This window comes from Nocardiopsis flavescens (assembly GCF_900141985.1).
Classification (GTDB): Bacteria; Actinomycetota; Actinomycetes; order Streptosporangiales; family Streptosporangiaceae; genus Nocardiopsis; species Nocardiopsis flavescens.
Genome location: NZ_FQZK01000008.1, coordinates 185,321 through 199,844, shown reverse-complemented (window position 1 = coordinate 199,844; position 14,524 = coordinate 185,321). Strand labels below are relative to the sequence as shown.

General features: G+C 75.7%; 13 protein-coding genes. 8 read left to right on the top strand and 5 right to left on the bottom strand.

Annotation, left to right across the window (positions count from 1 at the left end; translation table 11 throughout):
• Positions 1-79: 79 nt before the first annotated feature.
• A complete protein-coding gene (locus BUE45_RS15460) occupies positions 80-1,504 on the bottom strand; it encodes a sensor histidine kinase (protein ID WP_073380018.1) in 1,425 nt (474 codons plus the stop codon).
• Positions 1,501-2,175, bottom strand: coding sequence for a response regulator transcription factor (locus BUE45_RS15455; protein ID WP_073380017.1), 675 nt, complete (start codon positions 2,173-2,175; stop codon positions 1,501-1,503). Before BUE45_RS15455 ends, BUE45_RS15460 begins: the two co-directional genes overlap by 4 nt.
• A 112-nt stretch (positions 2,176-2,287) precedes the next feature.
• Between BUE45_RS15455 and BUE45_RS15450 the strand changes: the two genes are divergently transcribed.
• Together BUE45_RS15450 and BUE45_RS15445 are read left to right on the top strand one after the other, a co-directional pair.
• The gene (locus tag BUE45_RS15450; protein ID WP_073380016.1) at positions 2,288-3,073 is read left to right on the top strand and encodes an SGNH/GDSL hydrolase family protein; all 786 of its coding nucleotides are present in this window, start codon (positions 2,288-2,290) and stop codon (positions 3,071-3,073) included.
• Between the two features lie 194 nt (positions 3,074-3,267).
• Complete coding sequence (locus tag BUE45_RS15445) at positions 3,268-4,056, top strand: 2-keto-4-pentenoate hydratase (protein ID WP_073380015.1); 789 nt, start codon at positions 3,268-3,270, stop codon at positions 4,054-4,056.
• A gap of 16 nt (positions 4,057-4,072) precedes the next feature.
• Here the strand turns inward: BUE45_RS15445 and BUE45_RS15440 are convergent, their stop codons facing one another.
• Positions 4,073-4,765, bottom strand: coding sequence for a TetR/AcrR family transcriptional regulator (locus tag BUE45_RS15440; protein ID WP_073380014.1), 693 nt, complete (start codon positions 4,763-4,765; stop codon positions 4,073-4,075).
• Between the two features lie 466 nt (positions 4,766-5,231).
• Between BUE45_RS15440 and BUE45_RS15435 the strand changes: the two genes are divergently transcribed.
• Entirely contained in the window at positions 5,232-5,690 is a 459-nt protein-coding gene (locus tag BUE45_RS15435) for a nitroreductase/quinone reductase family protein (RefSeq protein WP_073380013.1), read from the top strand.
• A gap of 16 nt (positions 5,691-5,706) precedes the next feature.
• Here BUE45_RS15435 and BUE45_RS15430 read toward each other — a convergent pair whose 3' ends face one another.
• Entirely contained in the window at positions 5,707-6,159 is a 453-nt protein-coding gene (locus tag BUE45_RS15430) for a hypothetical protein (RefSeq protein ID WP_073380012.1), read from the bottom strand.
• A 135-nt stretch (positions 6,160-6,294) separates the two neighbouring features.
• Entirely contained in the window at positions 6,295-7,251 is a 957-nt protein-coding gene (locus tag BUE45_RS15425) for a D-2-hydroxyacid dehydrogenase (protein WP_084737321.1), read from the bottom strand.
• A gap of 78 nt (positions 7,252-7,329) precedes the next feature.
• Between BUE45_RS15425 and BUE45_RS15420 the strand changes: the two genes are divergently transcribed.
• From BUE45_RS15420 to BUE45_RS15400, 5 genes are all read left to right on the top strand, one after another.
• Entirely contained in the window at positions 7,330-8,094 is a 765-nt protein-coding gene (locus BUE45_RS15420; protein WP_073380010.1) for a FadR/GntR family transcriptional regulator, read from the top strand.
• A 104-nt stretch (positions 8,095-8,198) separates the two neighbouring features.
• Complete coding sequence (locus tag BUE45_RS15415; protein ID WP_084737317.1) at positions 8,199-9,029, top strand: hydroxypyruvate isomerase family protein; 831 nt, start codon at positions 8,199-8,201, stop codon at positions 9,027-9,029.
• Between the two features lie 25 nt (positions 9,030-9,054).
• Positions 9,055-10,128, top strand: coding sequence for a 2-hydroxy-3-oxopropionate reductase (locus BUE45_RS15410; RefSeq protein WP_342746025.1), 1,074 nt, complete (start codon positions 9,055-9,057; stop codon positions 10,126-10,128).
• A 176-nt stretch (positions 10,129-10,304) separates the two neighbouring features.
• Complete coding sequence (locus BUE45_RS15405; protein WP_073380008.1) at positions 10,305-12,431, top strand: alpha-amylase family protein; 2,127 nt, start codon at positions 10,305-10,307, stop codon at positions 12,429-12,431.
• On the top strand, positions 12,428-14,458 hold the full coding sequence (locus BUE45_RS15400; RefSeq protein ID WP_073380007.1) for an alpha-amylase family protein: 2,031 nt from the start codon (positions 12,428-12,430) through the stop codon (positions 14,456-14,458). The genes BUE45_RS15405 and BUE45_RS15400 overlap by 4 nt, the downstream gene beginning before the upstream one ends.
• The last annotated feature ends 66 nt before the right edge of the window (positions 14,459-14,524 follow it).

Here is a 14,524-nt window from a genome sequence, read left to right as displayed (position 1 = left end):
CCCCCGGCGACCTCGGAGGGGCCGGCCCCGCAGGCCGTGACCAGGGCGAGCACCGCCGCCGCCGCCGTCCCCGCGCGCCTCACCGCCCCTCCTCCGGCCCGTCCCGCTCCGGCAGCACCAGGTCGAAGCGGGCCCCGGAGCCGGTGTCGGCCGCGGTGAGGTCGCCTCCGTGCAGGCGCGCGTTCGCGCGCGCGATCTCCAGCCCCAGACCGCTGCCGGGGGTGCGCGTGCGGGACCCGTCCGCCTTGTAGAAGCGGTCGAACACCCGCGGCAGCACGTCCCGGGCGAGCCCCGGGCCCGCGTCGGTGACGCCGACGCGTACCCCGCCGGCGAGCCGGTGCACCTCCACGCGTACCGGGGGCGCCCCGTGCCGCAGCGCGTTGCCGACCAGGTTGGCCAGGACCACGTCCAGCCGGCGGCGGTCCAGCCGCAGCACGATCCCCGCCGGCGCCGCCACCTCCACCCGGTCCGCCCAGCCGCGCAGCCGCAGGCAGTCGCGGACGGCGGCGGCCACGTCGACCGGCTCGGTGCGCAGCAGCGCGGTGCCGGCGTCGAACCGGGACACCTCCATGAGGTCCTCCACGAGCCGGACGAGGCGGTGGGTCTCGCCGATCGCCATCCGGGCGGACTCGCGGGAGTCCTCGTCCATGTCCGCGGACGAGGACTCCAGCACCTCCATCACCGCCGTCAGCGTGCTCAACGGGGTGCGCAGTTCGTGGGAGACGTCCGCGGCGAACCTGCGGGCGTCGGCCCGCATCCGCTCCATGGCCGCCATGGACTCCTGGAGGGAGGACGCCATCTCGTTGACGGCGACCGCCAGGTCCGCCAGCTCGTCGGCGCCCCGCGGTTCCGCGCGGGCGCCGAGGTCCCCCGCGGCCAGCGCCCCGGCCGTGTCCCGCAGGTCGCGCACCGGCCTCAGGACGCTGCGCGCGGCCAGCAGCGCCAGCAGCACCGACAGCGGCAGGGCCGCGGCGGAGGTGGCGACCGCGGCCAGGGCGAGCGCGTCGACCTCGCGCTCCACCGCGGCGAGGTCGCGCAGGGTGTAGACCTCGATCCCGGACGGCGTCCGGGAGCCGTCCGGGGCGGTGAGCATCACCGGGGTGCCCACCAGCAGTTGCGCCCGTCCCTGCGCGGTGACCCGCTGGGAGGCGGGCCGGCGTCCCCCGCGCACGGCCGCGCGCAGCTCGTCGGTGATCAGGGCGGTGTCGAACCCTCCGGTGGAGGCCAGGCCGCCGAAGGTCACCAGGGTGTCGCCCCCGACGGCCCGGCGGAGCCGGTCCAGCGCCTCCCGGTCGGGCGGGTAGGTCAGCTGCGGGGCGACGGCGGTGATGCCCCCGGTGACGGCACCGGTGGTCCGCTCGCGGTGGGAGGAGAGCAGGGCGGCCCCGGCCGACCCCGCGCCCGACCAGGCGGCTGCTGCTGCTCCGAGCACGGTGACCAGGATGAACGCCGTCAGCAGCCGGGCCCGCAGCCCGCGCGGGCGTGCCCGCCGGAGCGCCCTCACAGCGGACCGAACCGGTAGCCGAACCCCCGCACGGTCTGCACGTACCTCGGGTCCGCCGGGGAGTCCTCGATCTTGGCCCGCAGCCGCTGCACGCAGTTGTCGACCAGCCGGGAGTCGCCGAGGTAGTCGTGCTCCCACACCTCCTCCAGGAGCCGCTGGCGGTCGAACACCCGGCCGGGGGACCGCGACAGGACCAGGAGCAGCCGCAGTTCCGTCGGCGTCAGCGCCACCGGCCCTCCGCGCAGGGTCACCAGCAGGGTCGCGGTGTCGACGCGCAGCTCGCCGTGGACGCGCACCCCCTCGGCGTCCCCGGGGGCGCGGCGCAGCACCGCCCGCACGCGCGCGTCCAGCACGGTGGGCTGGACCGGCTTGACCACGTAGTCGTCCGCGCCCGCCTCCAGGCCGGCGACGACGTCGAAGTCGTCGCCCAGCGCCGTCAGGACGATCACCGGCGTGTCGCCCAGGGCGCGGATGCGGCGGCACACCTCGAACCCGCCCACCCCGGGCAGCATCACGTCCAGCACCACCAGGTCGGGGGCCCCGGAGCGGAAGGCCTCCAGGCCCTCCTCGCCGGTTCCGGCGGTGAGGACGGCGTGCCCGTGCCGGGACAGCGCAAGTTCGAGGCCCCGCCGCACCATGGGGTCGTCTTCGATCAGCAGGAGTCGTGCCACCCGGCCAGTATCGGCCGGGCCGGGCGGGAGCGCGCCCCCGCCCTGCCGGTCGCGACACGACTGCGACACGGCGGCGGACCGGTCGGGACGCGGCTCCCCGACGGTGGATCCCATGAACACGACCCTTGCCAACACGGCCCTGCGCGCGCTCACCGCCGCCGTTCCCGTCCTGCTGCTGACCGCCGCCTGCGCGGGGGCGCCCGCCGGCTCCGCGGACCCCGCGGGGCCGGCGGCCCCGGAGCCGACCGCCGCCGGTCCCTCCGGTGTCCTCTTCGCGGGCGACTCCATCGCGGTCGGCCAGTCCCTGCCGCTGGCCGCGGCCTTGGCGCAGACCCCCGTGGACTTCCACTCGATCGCCTCCGAGGGCGGCGGCAACGTCGTGGGGCCCTTCTCCGAGGAGAACTGGAAGACGCTGCCCGGGGAGATCGCGGAGGCGGCTCCGGACGTGGTGGTCTACCAGATCACCACCTACGACTGGGGGACCCGCGAGGAGCAGGAGGAGGGCTACCGGCGGCTCCTGGACACCGTGGCGGACGCCGGGGCCGACCTGGTCGTCGTCACCGCTCCGCCGATCCGCCCCGACGACTTCTACGCCCCGCACATGGAGGACCTCGAACGCGCTCCGCTGGCGGCGCGCGAGGCGGTGCGGGAGGCGGGCGGACGGACGGCCCCGGTGCTCGACGCGTCCGCGGTGTGGGGCGGGGAGTACACCCGGGAGCGGGAGGGGACCGCCGACCGCAGCCCCGACGGCATCCACACCTGCCCCCAGGGGGCGGCGCGCTTCACGCGGTGGCTGCTCGACGAGCTGGCCGTGCTCTACCCCGGGTTCACCCCGCCGGAGCCCGAGTCCTGGGCCGGAGGGGACTGGGCGGCGGACGAGCACTTCGCCGCCTGCTGACCCCGGGCGGGGCCGGCCCCGCGGCGCCCGGGCGGCGGGCGCCGTCGTGCCCGGGCAGGGGGGTCACTACTGTGGGGGCGACCCCTACCCGGGGGCGGTGCCGCCGGGCCGTCCGGGGCGCGTGCGCGGCGGCACCGCCCGCCGCGCCGGCCGCCCGGCCCCGGCGGGCCCCCGGACCACCAGAAGGAGAACCCGTGACCCTGGACGACGAGTCGCGTCGGGAGATCGCCGAGACGCTGCGCGAGGCCGAGGCCCTGGTGCGCCCGGTGGAGCCGCCGAGCCGGACCCGCCCCGGCCTGGACACCGCGGGCGCCTACGGCGTCCAGATGCACAACATCGCCCGGCGGGTGGCCGGCGGGGCCCGCCCCGTCGGCTACAAGGTGGGCCTGACCTCCGCCGTCGTGCAGGAGCTGATCGGCGTCGACGAGCCCGACTTCGGGCACCTGCTGGACGACATGCTCGTGGAGGAGGGCGGCGCCACCGAGGCCGCACGCTACTGCGCGCCCCGGGTGGAGCCCGAGATCTGCTTCCGCCTCGGCCGGAGCCTGCGCGGCCCGGGCGTGACCGCGCAGGACGCGCTGGCCGCCACCGACGCCGTCGCCCCCGCCCTGGAGATCGCGGACAGCCGCGTCCGGGACTGGGAGATCACCCTGGTCGACACCGTCGCCGACAACGCCAGCGGGGCCGCCCTGGTCCACGGCCCCTGGACGCCCCTGGCACAGGTCCCCGACCTCGCCTCGCTCGCGGTCGACCTGCGCATCGACGGCGAGAGCGTCGCCCGGGGCGAGGGCAGGGCCGTGCTCGGCCACCCGGCCGAGGCCCTGGCCTGGCTGGCCAACGCGCTGGCGGAGTTCGACACCGCCCTGGAGCCCGGGCAGGTGGTGCTCACCGGGTCCATGACCACGGCGCCCTTCGTCGCCGCGGGCAACAGCGTGGAGGCGCGCTTCGACACCCTCGGCCCGGTCTCGGTGTCCTTCACCTGACCGGTCCCCGGGGGCCTCAGGCCCCCGGGGCCGCCTCGGCGGCCAGGGCGAGCACCCGGTGCCGTTCGAGGCCCTCCAGGACCAGGTCCAGGGAGAACGCGAACTCCACGTCGTCGTCGCAGCCGCCCAGCGCGCCCCCGTGGCTCGCCTCCAGCACCATCTCCGCCACCCAGGGCATGTGCGGGGCCAGGGCCGCGGCCTGGGCCCGGGCCGCCGCGGGGTCGGTGTCCCCGCCGTCGTCGTACAGGTCCTGGCTGAAGCCGAGGAGGCGGCTGCCCAGGGCGTGCAGGGCGTGGTGGGCCAGCGCCGGGCTCAGACCCCCGCCGCGCAGGATACCCAGGACGGTGTCGACGTAGCGCAGGGCGGCCGGGGTGGGCACGGGCCGGGCCTTGAGCACCTCGGCGGTCCAGGGGTGTCGGAGCACGGTGCGGCGCGCGGCCAGCATCTGCTCCCGGGCGGTCTCCATCCAGGTCGCCCCCGGCTCTACCCGCTCGATGCGCGCGATGACGGCGTCGGTCATGAGGTCGAGCAGGCCGTCCTTGGCCCCCACGTGGCGGTAGAGCGACATCGGGTCCACCCCGAGTTCCTGCGCGATCCGCCGCATGCTGACCGCCGCCGTCCCGTCGGCGTCGGCGACGCGGATCGCGACGTCGACGATGCCCTCCCTGCTGAGCCCCGCCGGGGCGGTCTTCGATCGTCGCGTCGTCATCCGCCACAGTGTAGGGCCTGGCCTCCCCGTGCCCTGTCGGGATGCGGGGGTCCGTCCCGGTGTCGGCGGGGCCCGCTCGGGCACGGCGTGCGCGGCTCCTGTCGCGGCCCCGGGGGCCGGCCCGGTCCCGGTCGGTTTCGCCCCGGCACGGCGTGTGCGAGTCCCGTCGTGGCCCCGGAGGTCGATGGTGTCCCGTCGAGTGGTGTCACCTTTCCGGCCCTGTCCCGAAGGATGCGCATCGGCGGCTTCCGGGGCGGCTCGCCGGCGTGTGGTGGCCGGCCGATACCGGCCGACCATCGCGATGCCCTGCAAGGACGCGGGCGCGAGAAAGCCACACCATTCCAGGGGACGTGAACTGGAGGTCCGCAAGGAAGCCTCCCCGGACCCGTTGACCGTGCGCGGACGTCGTTCTACGCTGTAGGTCTACGGCGTAGGCCTACGCCGTAGGCACGCCGAGGAGGGCGACATGACCGATCGGAACGAGACCCCCGCCTTACCCCCGCGCTGGTTCGTCCGCGGGGCGTGGACCGGCCACCGGCTGCTCTACCGCGCCACCGGCCGCGGGCTGTCGCTTCCGCGGCCCGGCGGCCGGATGGGGATGCTGCGCCTGCGCACGGTGGGGCGCAGGACCGGGCGCGAGCGCGCCGTCATCCTCGGCTACCACCTGGTCGGGGACTCCTGCGTCACGCTCGCGATGAACGGCTGGGCCGAGGCCGACCCCGCCTGGTGGACCAACCTCCGCGCCCACCCGCGGGCCGCGGTCGACACCGTGGACGGCACGTTCGCCGTGGTCGGCCGCGAGGCCGCGGGGCAGGAGCGCGACCGGCTGTGGGCCCGGTTCGACGACTACGAGGGCTGGGGCGACATCGACGCCTTCTCCTCCCGACGGACGCACACCCCCGTCGTCGTGCTCGACCGCGCCTGACCCGCACCGCGGTCCGTCAGGGGGAGAACTCCACGACGGCCTCGGAACCCTCCACGGCGACGACGGCGACGGTGAACCCGTTCATGACGAACGACGCGTCGGGGCCGGGGAGGCGGCCGCTCATCCGTGTCCCGGGGCCCTCGCCCCGGAAGGACACCCCGCCCCCGCCCACCGCCTCGAACACGAAGAGGTCGACGCCGTGGGAGCCGTCCATGGCGAACTCGTCGCCCGCCGACACCAGCACCTCGCAGTCGGCGTCGGCGCAGGCGTCCAGGTCGGTGCCGTCGGCGGCTTCGAGCGGCGCGGGGCCGGCGGGGGACGCGGGGGCGCCGGAGCCGCCCGCGGTCGGGTCGGCCGGGGCCGCCGGCCCCGTCGGGCCGGCGGGGGCTCCGCCGGAGCAGCCGCCGAGCAGCGCGGTGGCGGCCAGGGCGGCCAGGGCGGGGACGGTACGGGGCGGGGCGAGGGGCATCGGCGGGTCGGGGCGGTCGGGCCCCTTCCTCCTTCTGCGGCTGCGGCGGGCGACGGGGGCCGTCGGCGGGGCGGCCGGGCGGCCTCCCCGGGGGAGGTCTTCCCCCCGAGGGGCCGCCGACCCCTCCGCGGGCGGTCAGTATCCCGCGGACTTGTCCACGATGTTGGACAGCGCCAGCCCCCGGGTGCGGCGCTCCAGGTTGTCGACGAAGATGTCCACCCCCCGTCGCCGGGTCGCCTCGGTCGTCGCCCCGTTGTGCGGGGTGACGACCACGTTGGGCAGGTCCCAGAAGGGGCTGTCGTGCGGGAGCGGCTCGACGCCGTGGGCGTCCAGCCCGGCCCCCGCGATCCGCCCCCCGGTGAGGGCGCGCAGCAGGGCGTCGTCGTCGATGATCCCCCCGCGGGAGAGGGAGACGATGTGGGCCGTGTCCTTCATGGCGGCGAACTCGGCGTCGCCGATCAGCCCCGCGGTGGCGGGGGTGAACGGCGCCGTGACCACGACGAAGTCCGACTCCGCCAGCAGGGCGTGCAGATCCCGCGCGGCGTAGACGCGGTCCACCCCCGGCGCGGGCAGGTCCGCGCGCCGGCGCAGCCCGACCACCCGCATGTGGAAGGCCTGGGCCTTGGCCGCCAGGTCCAGGCCCGAGTTGCCCAGACCGATGATGCCGAGGGTGCGGCCCTTCAGCTCGCCGTGGGTGAAGCGGTCCCAGCGGTGCTCGCGCTGGGCGCGCGCCCAGCGGGGCGCGTCCCGGTCGAGCATGAGCATGAGGAGCAGGGCGTGCTCGGCCAGGGGGACCGCCCCGTTGCCGACCGAGGAGGTCAGCACCGCCGGGTGGTCGGCCAGACCCCCCTCCAGGGCCGCGTCGACCCCGGCGGCCCAGCTGTGCACCCACTCCAGCGCGCCCGCCCGCACCAGGTCCTCCGGGCCCGGGGAGCCCGCGACCACGACCGCCCGGGCCAGGAGGTCGGGCCGCTCGCCGAGCCGGTCCACGAACTCCACCTGCGCGCCGGGGGCCGCGGCCCGCACCCGCTCCCGGTCGGGGGCGCCCGGCAGGCCGCTCACGAGGATCACTTCGCCGTCTGACACGCGCATCACGTCCCTGGGTGCTCTGATAACTTGAGCCTCGATTGGTCGGACCGGTCCGGTGAGTATAGGGAAGGCGGAGCGCCGATGGGTGAGCGGGGTCGCGCGGAGGCGTTCCGGGCCGTGGAGAGGTCCAAGGTCTACTCGTCCGTGGCGGAGGAGATCCTCGCCGGGGTCCGCGCGGGCGTGTTCCCGCCCGGCGACCCGCTGCCCGCCGAACGCGTCCTGGCCGAGCGGTTCGAGGTCGGCCGGGGGTCGGTCCGCGAGGCGATCCGCGTCCTGGAGCACGCCGGGATCCTCGACGTGCGGGTGGGCAGCGGCACCTACGTGGTCGGCGGCGGGGACTCCCGGACCACGGTCCTGCGGGCCCGGGCGGCGATGGCCGGCGAGCACAGCCCCCTGGACCTGGTCGTGGCCCGCGCCTCCCTCGAACCCTCCTGCGCCGAGCACGCCGCGGCCGCCCGGACCTCGAAGGACCTGCGGGCCATCGAGGAGGCGCTGCTGCGCCAGGAGCGGATCACCCGCGAGGGCGGCGACCCCTCCGGGGCCGACGCCGACTTCCACCTCGCGGTGGCCGCGGCCTCGCACAACAGCGTGCTCTCCGCCCTGGAGCGGTCCCTGGTCGACCTCATGCGCGAGCCCATGTGGAGCGAGATGAAGCACCGCTCCCGCAGCCGGGGGGAGCGGGCCGAGCGCTACCTGGAGCAGCACCGCCAGGTGTTCCGCGCCATCGGGCTGGGCGACCGCCGCCGGGCCCGGCAGGTGATGGCCGCGCACATGTGCGACATCGAGACCGACCTGCTCACCGACCTGGAGTCCGCCCGGGACGGGGAGGACCCCGCCGCGCCCTGACCGGTGTTGACAGGCCGCGGGGTCGCCCCCTAGCTTCACGATCGGTCAGGTGGTCGGACCGATCCGGTCCTACCACTCCCGGTGCCGGAGCGAAGGAGAGCGCTGTGGACACGCCGCGTTACGCCGTGAACTGTTCGATCATGATGAAGGACCGCCCCCTGGAGGAGCGCCTGTCGGCGGTCCGGGAGGCCGGGTTCGGGGCCGTCGAACTCTGGTGGCCCTTTCCGACGGCGACGCCGTCCGAGGCCGAGACGGCGGCGTTCACCGCCACCGTCCGTGACTCCGGACTGCGGCTGGTCGGGCTCAACCTGTACGCGGGGGACATGCCCGGGGGCGACCGCGGGGTCCTCTCCTGGCCCGGTCACGAGGACGAGGTGCTGGCCAACGCGAGGACCGTGCGCCGCATCGCCGAGGAGCTGGACTGCCGCGCCTTCAACGCCCTGTACGGCAACCGCCGGCCGGACGCGACCGCGCAGGACCAGGACGCCGTCGCCGTGCGCAACCTCGGGCTCGTCGCCGCCGAGCTGGGCGCGATCGGCGGGACGGTGCTGATCGAGCCGGTCAGCGGCACCGAAGCCTACCCGCTCAAGACCGCGGACGACGCGGTCGCGGTGATCGAGCGCGTCGAGCGGGAGACCGGGGCGACGGGCCTCGGGCTGCTGCTGGACGTGTACCACCTGGCGACCAACGGCGACGACGTATCCGCCGCCCTGGAGCGCCACCGGGGGCTGATCCGCCACGTCCAGCTGGCCGACGCCCCCGGCCGGGGCGCGCCCGGCACGGGCGGGCTGGCGCTGGCCGCATGGGTCGAGGACCTGGTGGGCGGCGGCTACGACGGCTGGATCGCCCTGGAGCACGCGGGCGGGGGCGACGATCCCTTCGCCTGGACGCGGGAGACGGACCTGCCGGGCGTCCCCGCGGCGCCGGCCCGGTGACCGCGGCCCGCGCACCCGGCCGTCCGTGCCGAAGGGGCGGCGCCGGCGGCGGCCGACAGCGGGACGCACACCGGACCGCCCGCGGCGGACCCGCGGGAACCGGGCCCGGGCGGTGCCGCGGGGCGGCCCGCCCCGGCGACACCCGCCCCGGCGGGGCCGGACCGAGACAGAGCACAGGCACGACACGCAGGAGAACGTCATGAGTACGCACACGATCGCTTTCATCGGCCTCGGCGTCATGGGCGGCCCGATGGCCGCCAACCTCGTCCGCGCGGGTTTCGACGTGGTGGGGTACAACCGCAGCCCGCAGCGGGCGCAGGCCCTGGCCGCCGCTGGCGGCAGGGTCGCCGCGTCGGCGATCGAGGCGGCCACCGGGGCCGACACCGTCATCACCATGCTCCCGGACTCCCCGGACGTGGAGTCCGTGGTGCTGGGGGAGGGCGGGGTGCTGGAGTGCATGCGCCCGGGGTCCCTCCTGGTGGACATGAGCACCATCCGCCCCGACGTGGCGCGCCGCCTGGCGGAGACCGGCCGGGACAGCGGGGTGCGCGTCCTGGACGCGCCGGTCAGCGGCGGCGAGCAGGGGGCGGTCGAAGCGAAGCTGTCGATCATGGTCGGCGGCGAGGAGGAGGCCTTCGAGGCGGCGCGCCCGGTGTTCGACGCGCTGGGCACGACGGTGGTCCACGTCGGACCGGCCGGCGCGGGGCAGACCGTCAAGGCGGCCAACCAGCTGATCGTCGCCGGGGTGATCGGGCTCGTCTCGGAGGCCCTGGTCTTCGTCGACGCCCACGGCGTCGACCCCGACCAGGCCGTGCGCGTCCTGGCTGGCGGGCTGGCCGGCAGCACGGTCCTGGACCGCAAGGCCGCGTCCATGCTCGCCCGGGACTTCACCCCGGGCTTCCGCGTCGACCTGCACCACAAGGACCTGGGCATCGTGACGGCCGCGGCCCGCGAGGCCGGGGTGGCGATCCCGCTGGGCGGCCTGGTCGCCACGCTCATGGGGTCGCTCCGGGCGCAGGGCCACGGGGCGCTGGACCACTCCGCGCTCCTGCTGGAGCTGGAGCGGATGTCCGGCCGCGGGGAGACCGCGGACTCCTGATCCCGGCCCCGGCCCGCGGTCCGGACCACGGGCCCCTCCTCTGAAAAAATATTGTCAGTCTTGAATTCTTGTCTGACAAGATGCCTATACTGTCGTGCCGCCGTCGCGGATCGGCACCCGTGCCGACGACCGGCCCGGGGTCCGGGGCGGCGGCAACGACGAGAGGACGGGCCCATATGGGGCGGGACCTGCAAACGGACGCGGGCACGGCGGCGGCCGGGGGGCTGCGCTCACCCGACTGGCACCTGGGTGCCACGCGGTGGACACAGCTGACGCTGACCGAGAACGACCCGGGGAGGTTCGACCCCGGCTTCTGGATCGACGTCATGCGCGAGAGCCGGTCGAACGCCGCGTGCATCAGCGCCGGCGGCTACATCGCCTTCTACCCGACGCGGATTCCTTACCACCACCGCAGCGTCCACCTCGGGGACACCGACCCCTTCGGCGCCCTGGTCGAGGGGGCCCGGAGCCTGGACATGCACGTCATGGCGCGCGTGGACCCCCACGCCGTGCACGCCGACGCCGCCCGGGCCCACCCGGAGTGGCTGGCCCGCACCGCCGACGGCGACCCCGTCGAGCACTGGGGCTTCCCGGACATCTGGCTCACCGACCCCTTCGGTCCCTACAACCGCGACTTCATCACCGAGGTCGCCCGCGAGATCGTCACCGACTACGACGTGGACGCGGTGTTCGCCAACCGCTGGCAGGGCCACGGCATCTCCTACAGCGAGGCCGCGCAGCGCGCGTTCCGCGACGACACCGGGCTCGACCTGCCCCTGCGGTCCGGTGACGAGACCGACCCCGCCTGGCGCGCCTACGTCCCCTGGCGCCGGCGCAGGCTCACCGAGCTGGTGGGCCTGTGGGACGAGGCCGTCCGCGACATCCGCCCGCACGCCCGGTTCATCCCGAACCTGGGCGGGGTGGGCGCGTGGGAGCTGGACCGCGACATGCTGGCCAGGCACTACCCGATCTTCTTCATCGACAAGCAGGGGCGCTCCGGGGTCGAGGCCCCGTGGTCGGCCGGCCGCAACGGCAAGCGCAGCCGCGCCGTCTTCCGCGACCGCCCCATCGGGCTCATCACCTCCGTCGGGCCCGAGGACCACCGCTACCGCTGGAAGGACTCCGTCGCCCCCGGCCCGGAGACGGCCACCTGGATCGTCGACGGCTTCGCCCAGGGCGCGCTGCCCTGGTTCACCAAGTTCAACGGCATGGTCCCCGACCGGCGCTGGGTGCGCCCCATCGTGGAGTCCTTCACCCTGCACGCCCGCCTCGAACCCGAGCTCGCCGGCACGGCCGTCACGGCCGACGTCGCGCTGCTGGAGACCGGCGACCGCCCCGACGAGGAGGGGACCCGCGGCCACCAGGACGGCTTCTACCACGCCCTGGTCGAGGCGCGGATCCCGTTCGAGATCGTGGCCGGGGAGAACCTGACCGCCGACGAGCTGTCCCGGTTCAAGGTCCTGGTCCTGCCGGACGGCACCCGCCTGAGCGACGGGCAGTGCCGGACCGTCCGGGCGTTCGCCGAGCGGGGCGGCGGTCTGGTCGCCGCCCACCGCGCCTCCCTGGACGACGAGTCCGGCGCGCCCCGCGACGCCCTCGCCCTCGGGGACGTGTTCGGGGTCGACCTGGCCGCGCAGCCGCGCGGCCCGGTCAAGAACAACTACATCGCGCTCGCCGGGGAGCACCCGTTCCACCGCTCCCTCGACGGGGCCGACCGGATCATCGGCGGCACCGAGCTGACCGGGGTGACCGAGCGGCCCGGCACCGAGGTGCCCTTCCGCTTCGTCCCCGACTTCCCCGACCTGCCGATGGAGGAGGTCTACCCGCGGGCCGAGCCCGGCCCGGCCGCCGTGGTCACCCGGGAGCTGCCCGGGGGCGGGCGCTCGGTGTACGCGGCCTTCAACCTCGGCTCCCTGTTCTGGGAGGCGCTCCAGCCGGACCACGGCGTGCTCGTCGCCGACGCCGTGCGCTGGGCGCTGGGCGCGCCGGACCGGGTGACCGTCCGCGGCCCCGGCCTGCTCGACCTGGCGCTCCGCGAGGGGGACGGCGCGCTGTTCCTGTCGGTCGTCAACCTCACCAACCCCATGGCCCTCAAGGGACCCATCCGCGAGATCATCCCGGTCGGTCCCCTGGAGGTCTCGGTGGCCCTGCCCGAGGGCGCCGACGGGGCCCGGGCCCGCCTGCTCGTGTCCGGCGCCGACGCCGCGGTCCGGATCGAGGACGGCCGCGCCGAGGTCGTCGTGCCCTCCGTCGAGCTGCTGGAGACGGTGCGGTTCACCTGGACCGGGGGAGGCGCCGCATGACGCACCCCGAACCGTGGTGGCACCGGCCGTTCCGCATGTTCCAGACCAACCTGCGCGAGGTCGACGCGGGACTGGACGTGGAACGGGTGCTCGACCACCTGGAGGAGTTCGGCGCGGACGCCTGGCTGCTCAGCGTCGGCGGCATCATCGCCAACCACCCCACCGACCTGGACTTCCAGACGCGCAACCCCGCGCTGGCCGGACGCCCGTCCGGCGACCTGGTGGGGGACGCGCTGGCGGCGGCCCGGGCCCGGGGCGTGCGCCTCCTGGCCCGCATGGACTTCTCCAAGGTCGACCACCGCCGCGCCGAGCGCCACCCCGAGTGGTGCTTCGTGGACCCGGCGGGCGAACCGCAGGTCTACAACGGGCTGACCAGCGTGTGCCCCAGCGGCGACTACTACCAGCGGCGCCTCTTCGACGTGGTCGACGAGGTCCTGGACCGGTACCCGCTGGACGGCTTCTTCTTCAACTGGATGTCCTACAACGAGGTCGACTACGCGGGCGCCTACCGCGGGGTGTGCCGGTGCCTGGCCTGCCACCGGGCCTTCGCCTCCTTCGCCCCCGGCACGGACCTGCCGACCGGTCCGGACTCGCCCGCCTACCCGCTGTGGCGCCGGTTCGCCGCCGCCATGATCGACGACCTCACCGCCCGGGTCCGGGCGCACATCGGCGCCCGCCGCCCCGAGGCGCCGCTCATCCTGGGCGACCGCGCCGACATCGTCTTCCACGAGGCCAACAACGCGGTCGGGCGGACCCTGTGGCACCAGCGCACCGCCGAGCACGTCAGCGCGGCCAAGACCTTCCGGCCCGGGGTCCCGGTCCTGGTCAACTCGGTGGGGTTCGTGGACATGCCCTACCGGTGGGCGGGGGAGGAGCCGCACCACTTCGCGCAGTACCTGGTCCAGGCGATCGCCCGCGGCGCCAACCCGTCGACCTACATCATGGGCACGCCGGACGACGTCACCTACGAGTGCCTCGACGTGGCCGGGGAGATCACCCGCTTCCACCGCGACCACACCGAGGTGTACCGGGACCTCGTCCCCGCCGCCCGCGCGCTCCTGGTCCGCCCCGACCCCCTCGAATCCGGCGGGGGCCGGGACGAGGCGCTCGCGGAGTTCCGCGGCCTGTACTCGGCCCTGCTGGAACGGCACATCCCGTTCGACGTCCTGCCCGAGCCGCGGCTGCCCGACGTCGCCGCCCAGGGCCGCCTGGACGGCTACGGGGTGGTGGTGCTGCCCGACCTGGGCGCCCTGGACCCCGGGGCGGTCCGGGCGCTGGACGGCTTCACCCGCTCCGGCGGGGGAGTGGTCACCACGGGGTCGAGCGGCTTCGACGGCGACGGCTTCCAGCTGGCCGGGGCGCCGGTGCGCGGGCGGCTCGCGGTGCGCGACACCGTCGAGTCGGTCCGCTCACTGCACCTGCGCCGCCCGGACCCCGGCGGAGGGCGCCCGCGCGGGACCCTGCCGGTCGTCGGCGCCTTCCACGTGGTGGAGCCGGCGCCCGGCGCCGCGACCGGGCTGCCGGTGCTGTCCCGGGCACCCTACGGGCCGCCCGAGAAGTGCCACGGCCACGTCGACCTGGACCTGTACGGCTCGCTGTCCGCCGCCGTCGAGGGCGGGGGCCGGGTCCACGTCCTGCCCTGGACGCCGGGCCGGGCCTACCACGAGGTGGGCCTGAGCGGGCACCGCGAGGTGTTCGTGGAGGCGGTGCTGGCCGCCGCGGACGGGCCGGTCCAGGTCGACACCGACCTGCCCGAGCAGGTCCAGGTGGTGCTGGGCACCTCGGCGGCGGGCCGGGTGGTCCACCTCCTCAACCACTCCGGGGCGGTGCCCCAGGGCTTCCGCGCGCCGGTGCCGGTACGGGACCACCGCCTGCGCGTGCCCTGGTGGCCCGAGGAGGAGGGCGCGACGGTGACCGCGCTGCGGGCCGGGACCGCGTGCCCGGCGGACGGGGACGGCCGTCTCCGGATCCCGCGCCTGGACCTGTTCGAGGTGCTGGTGAGGGCGTCCGCCATCAAGGGTCTGTAACTTTGTCAAACAAGTATTCATGGAATATTGACATACCAGATTCGTGAGGGAAACATGGCCGATCAG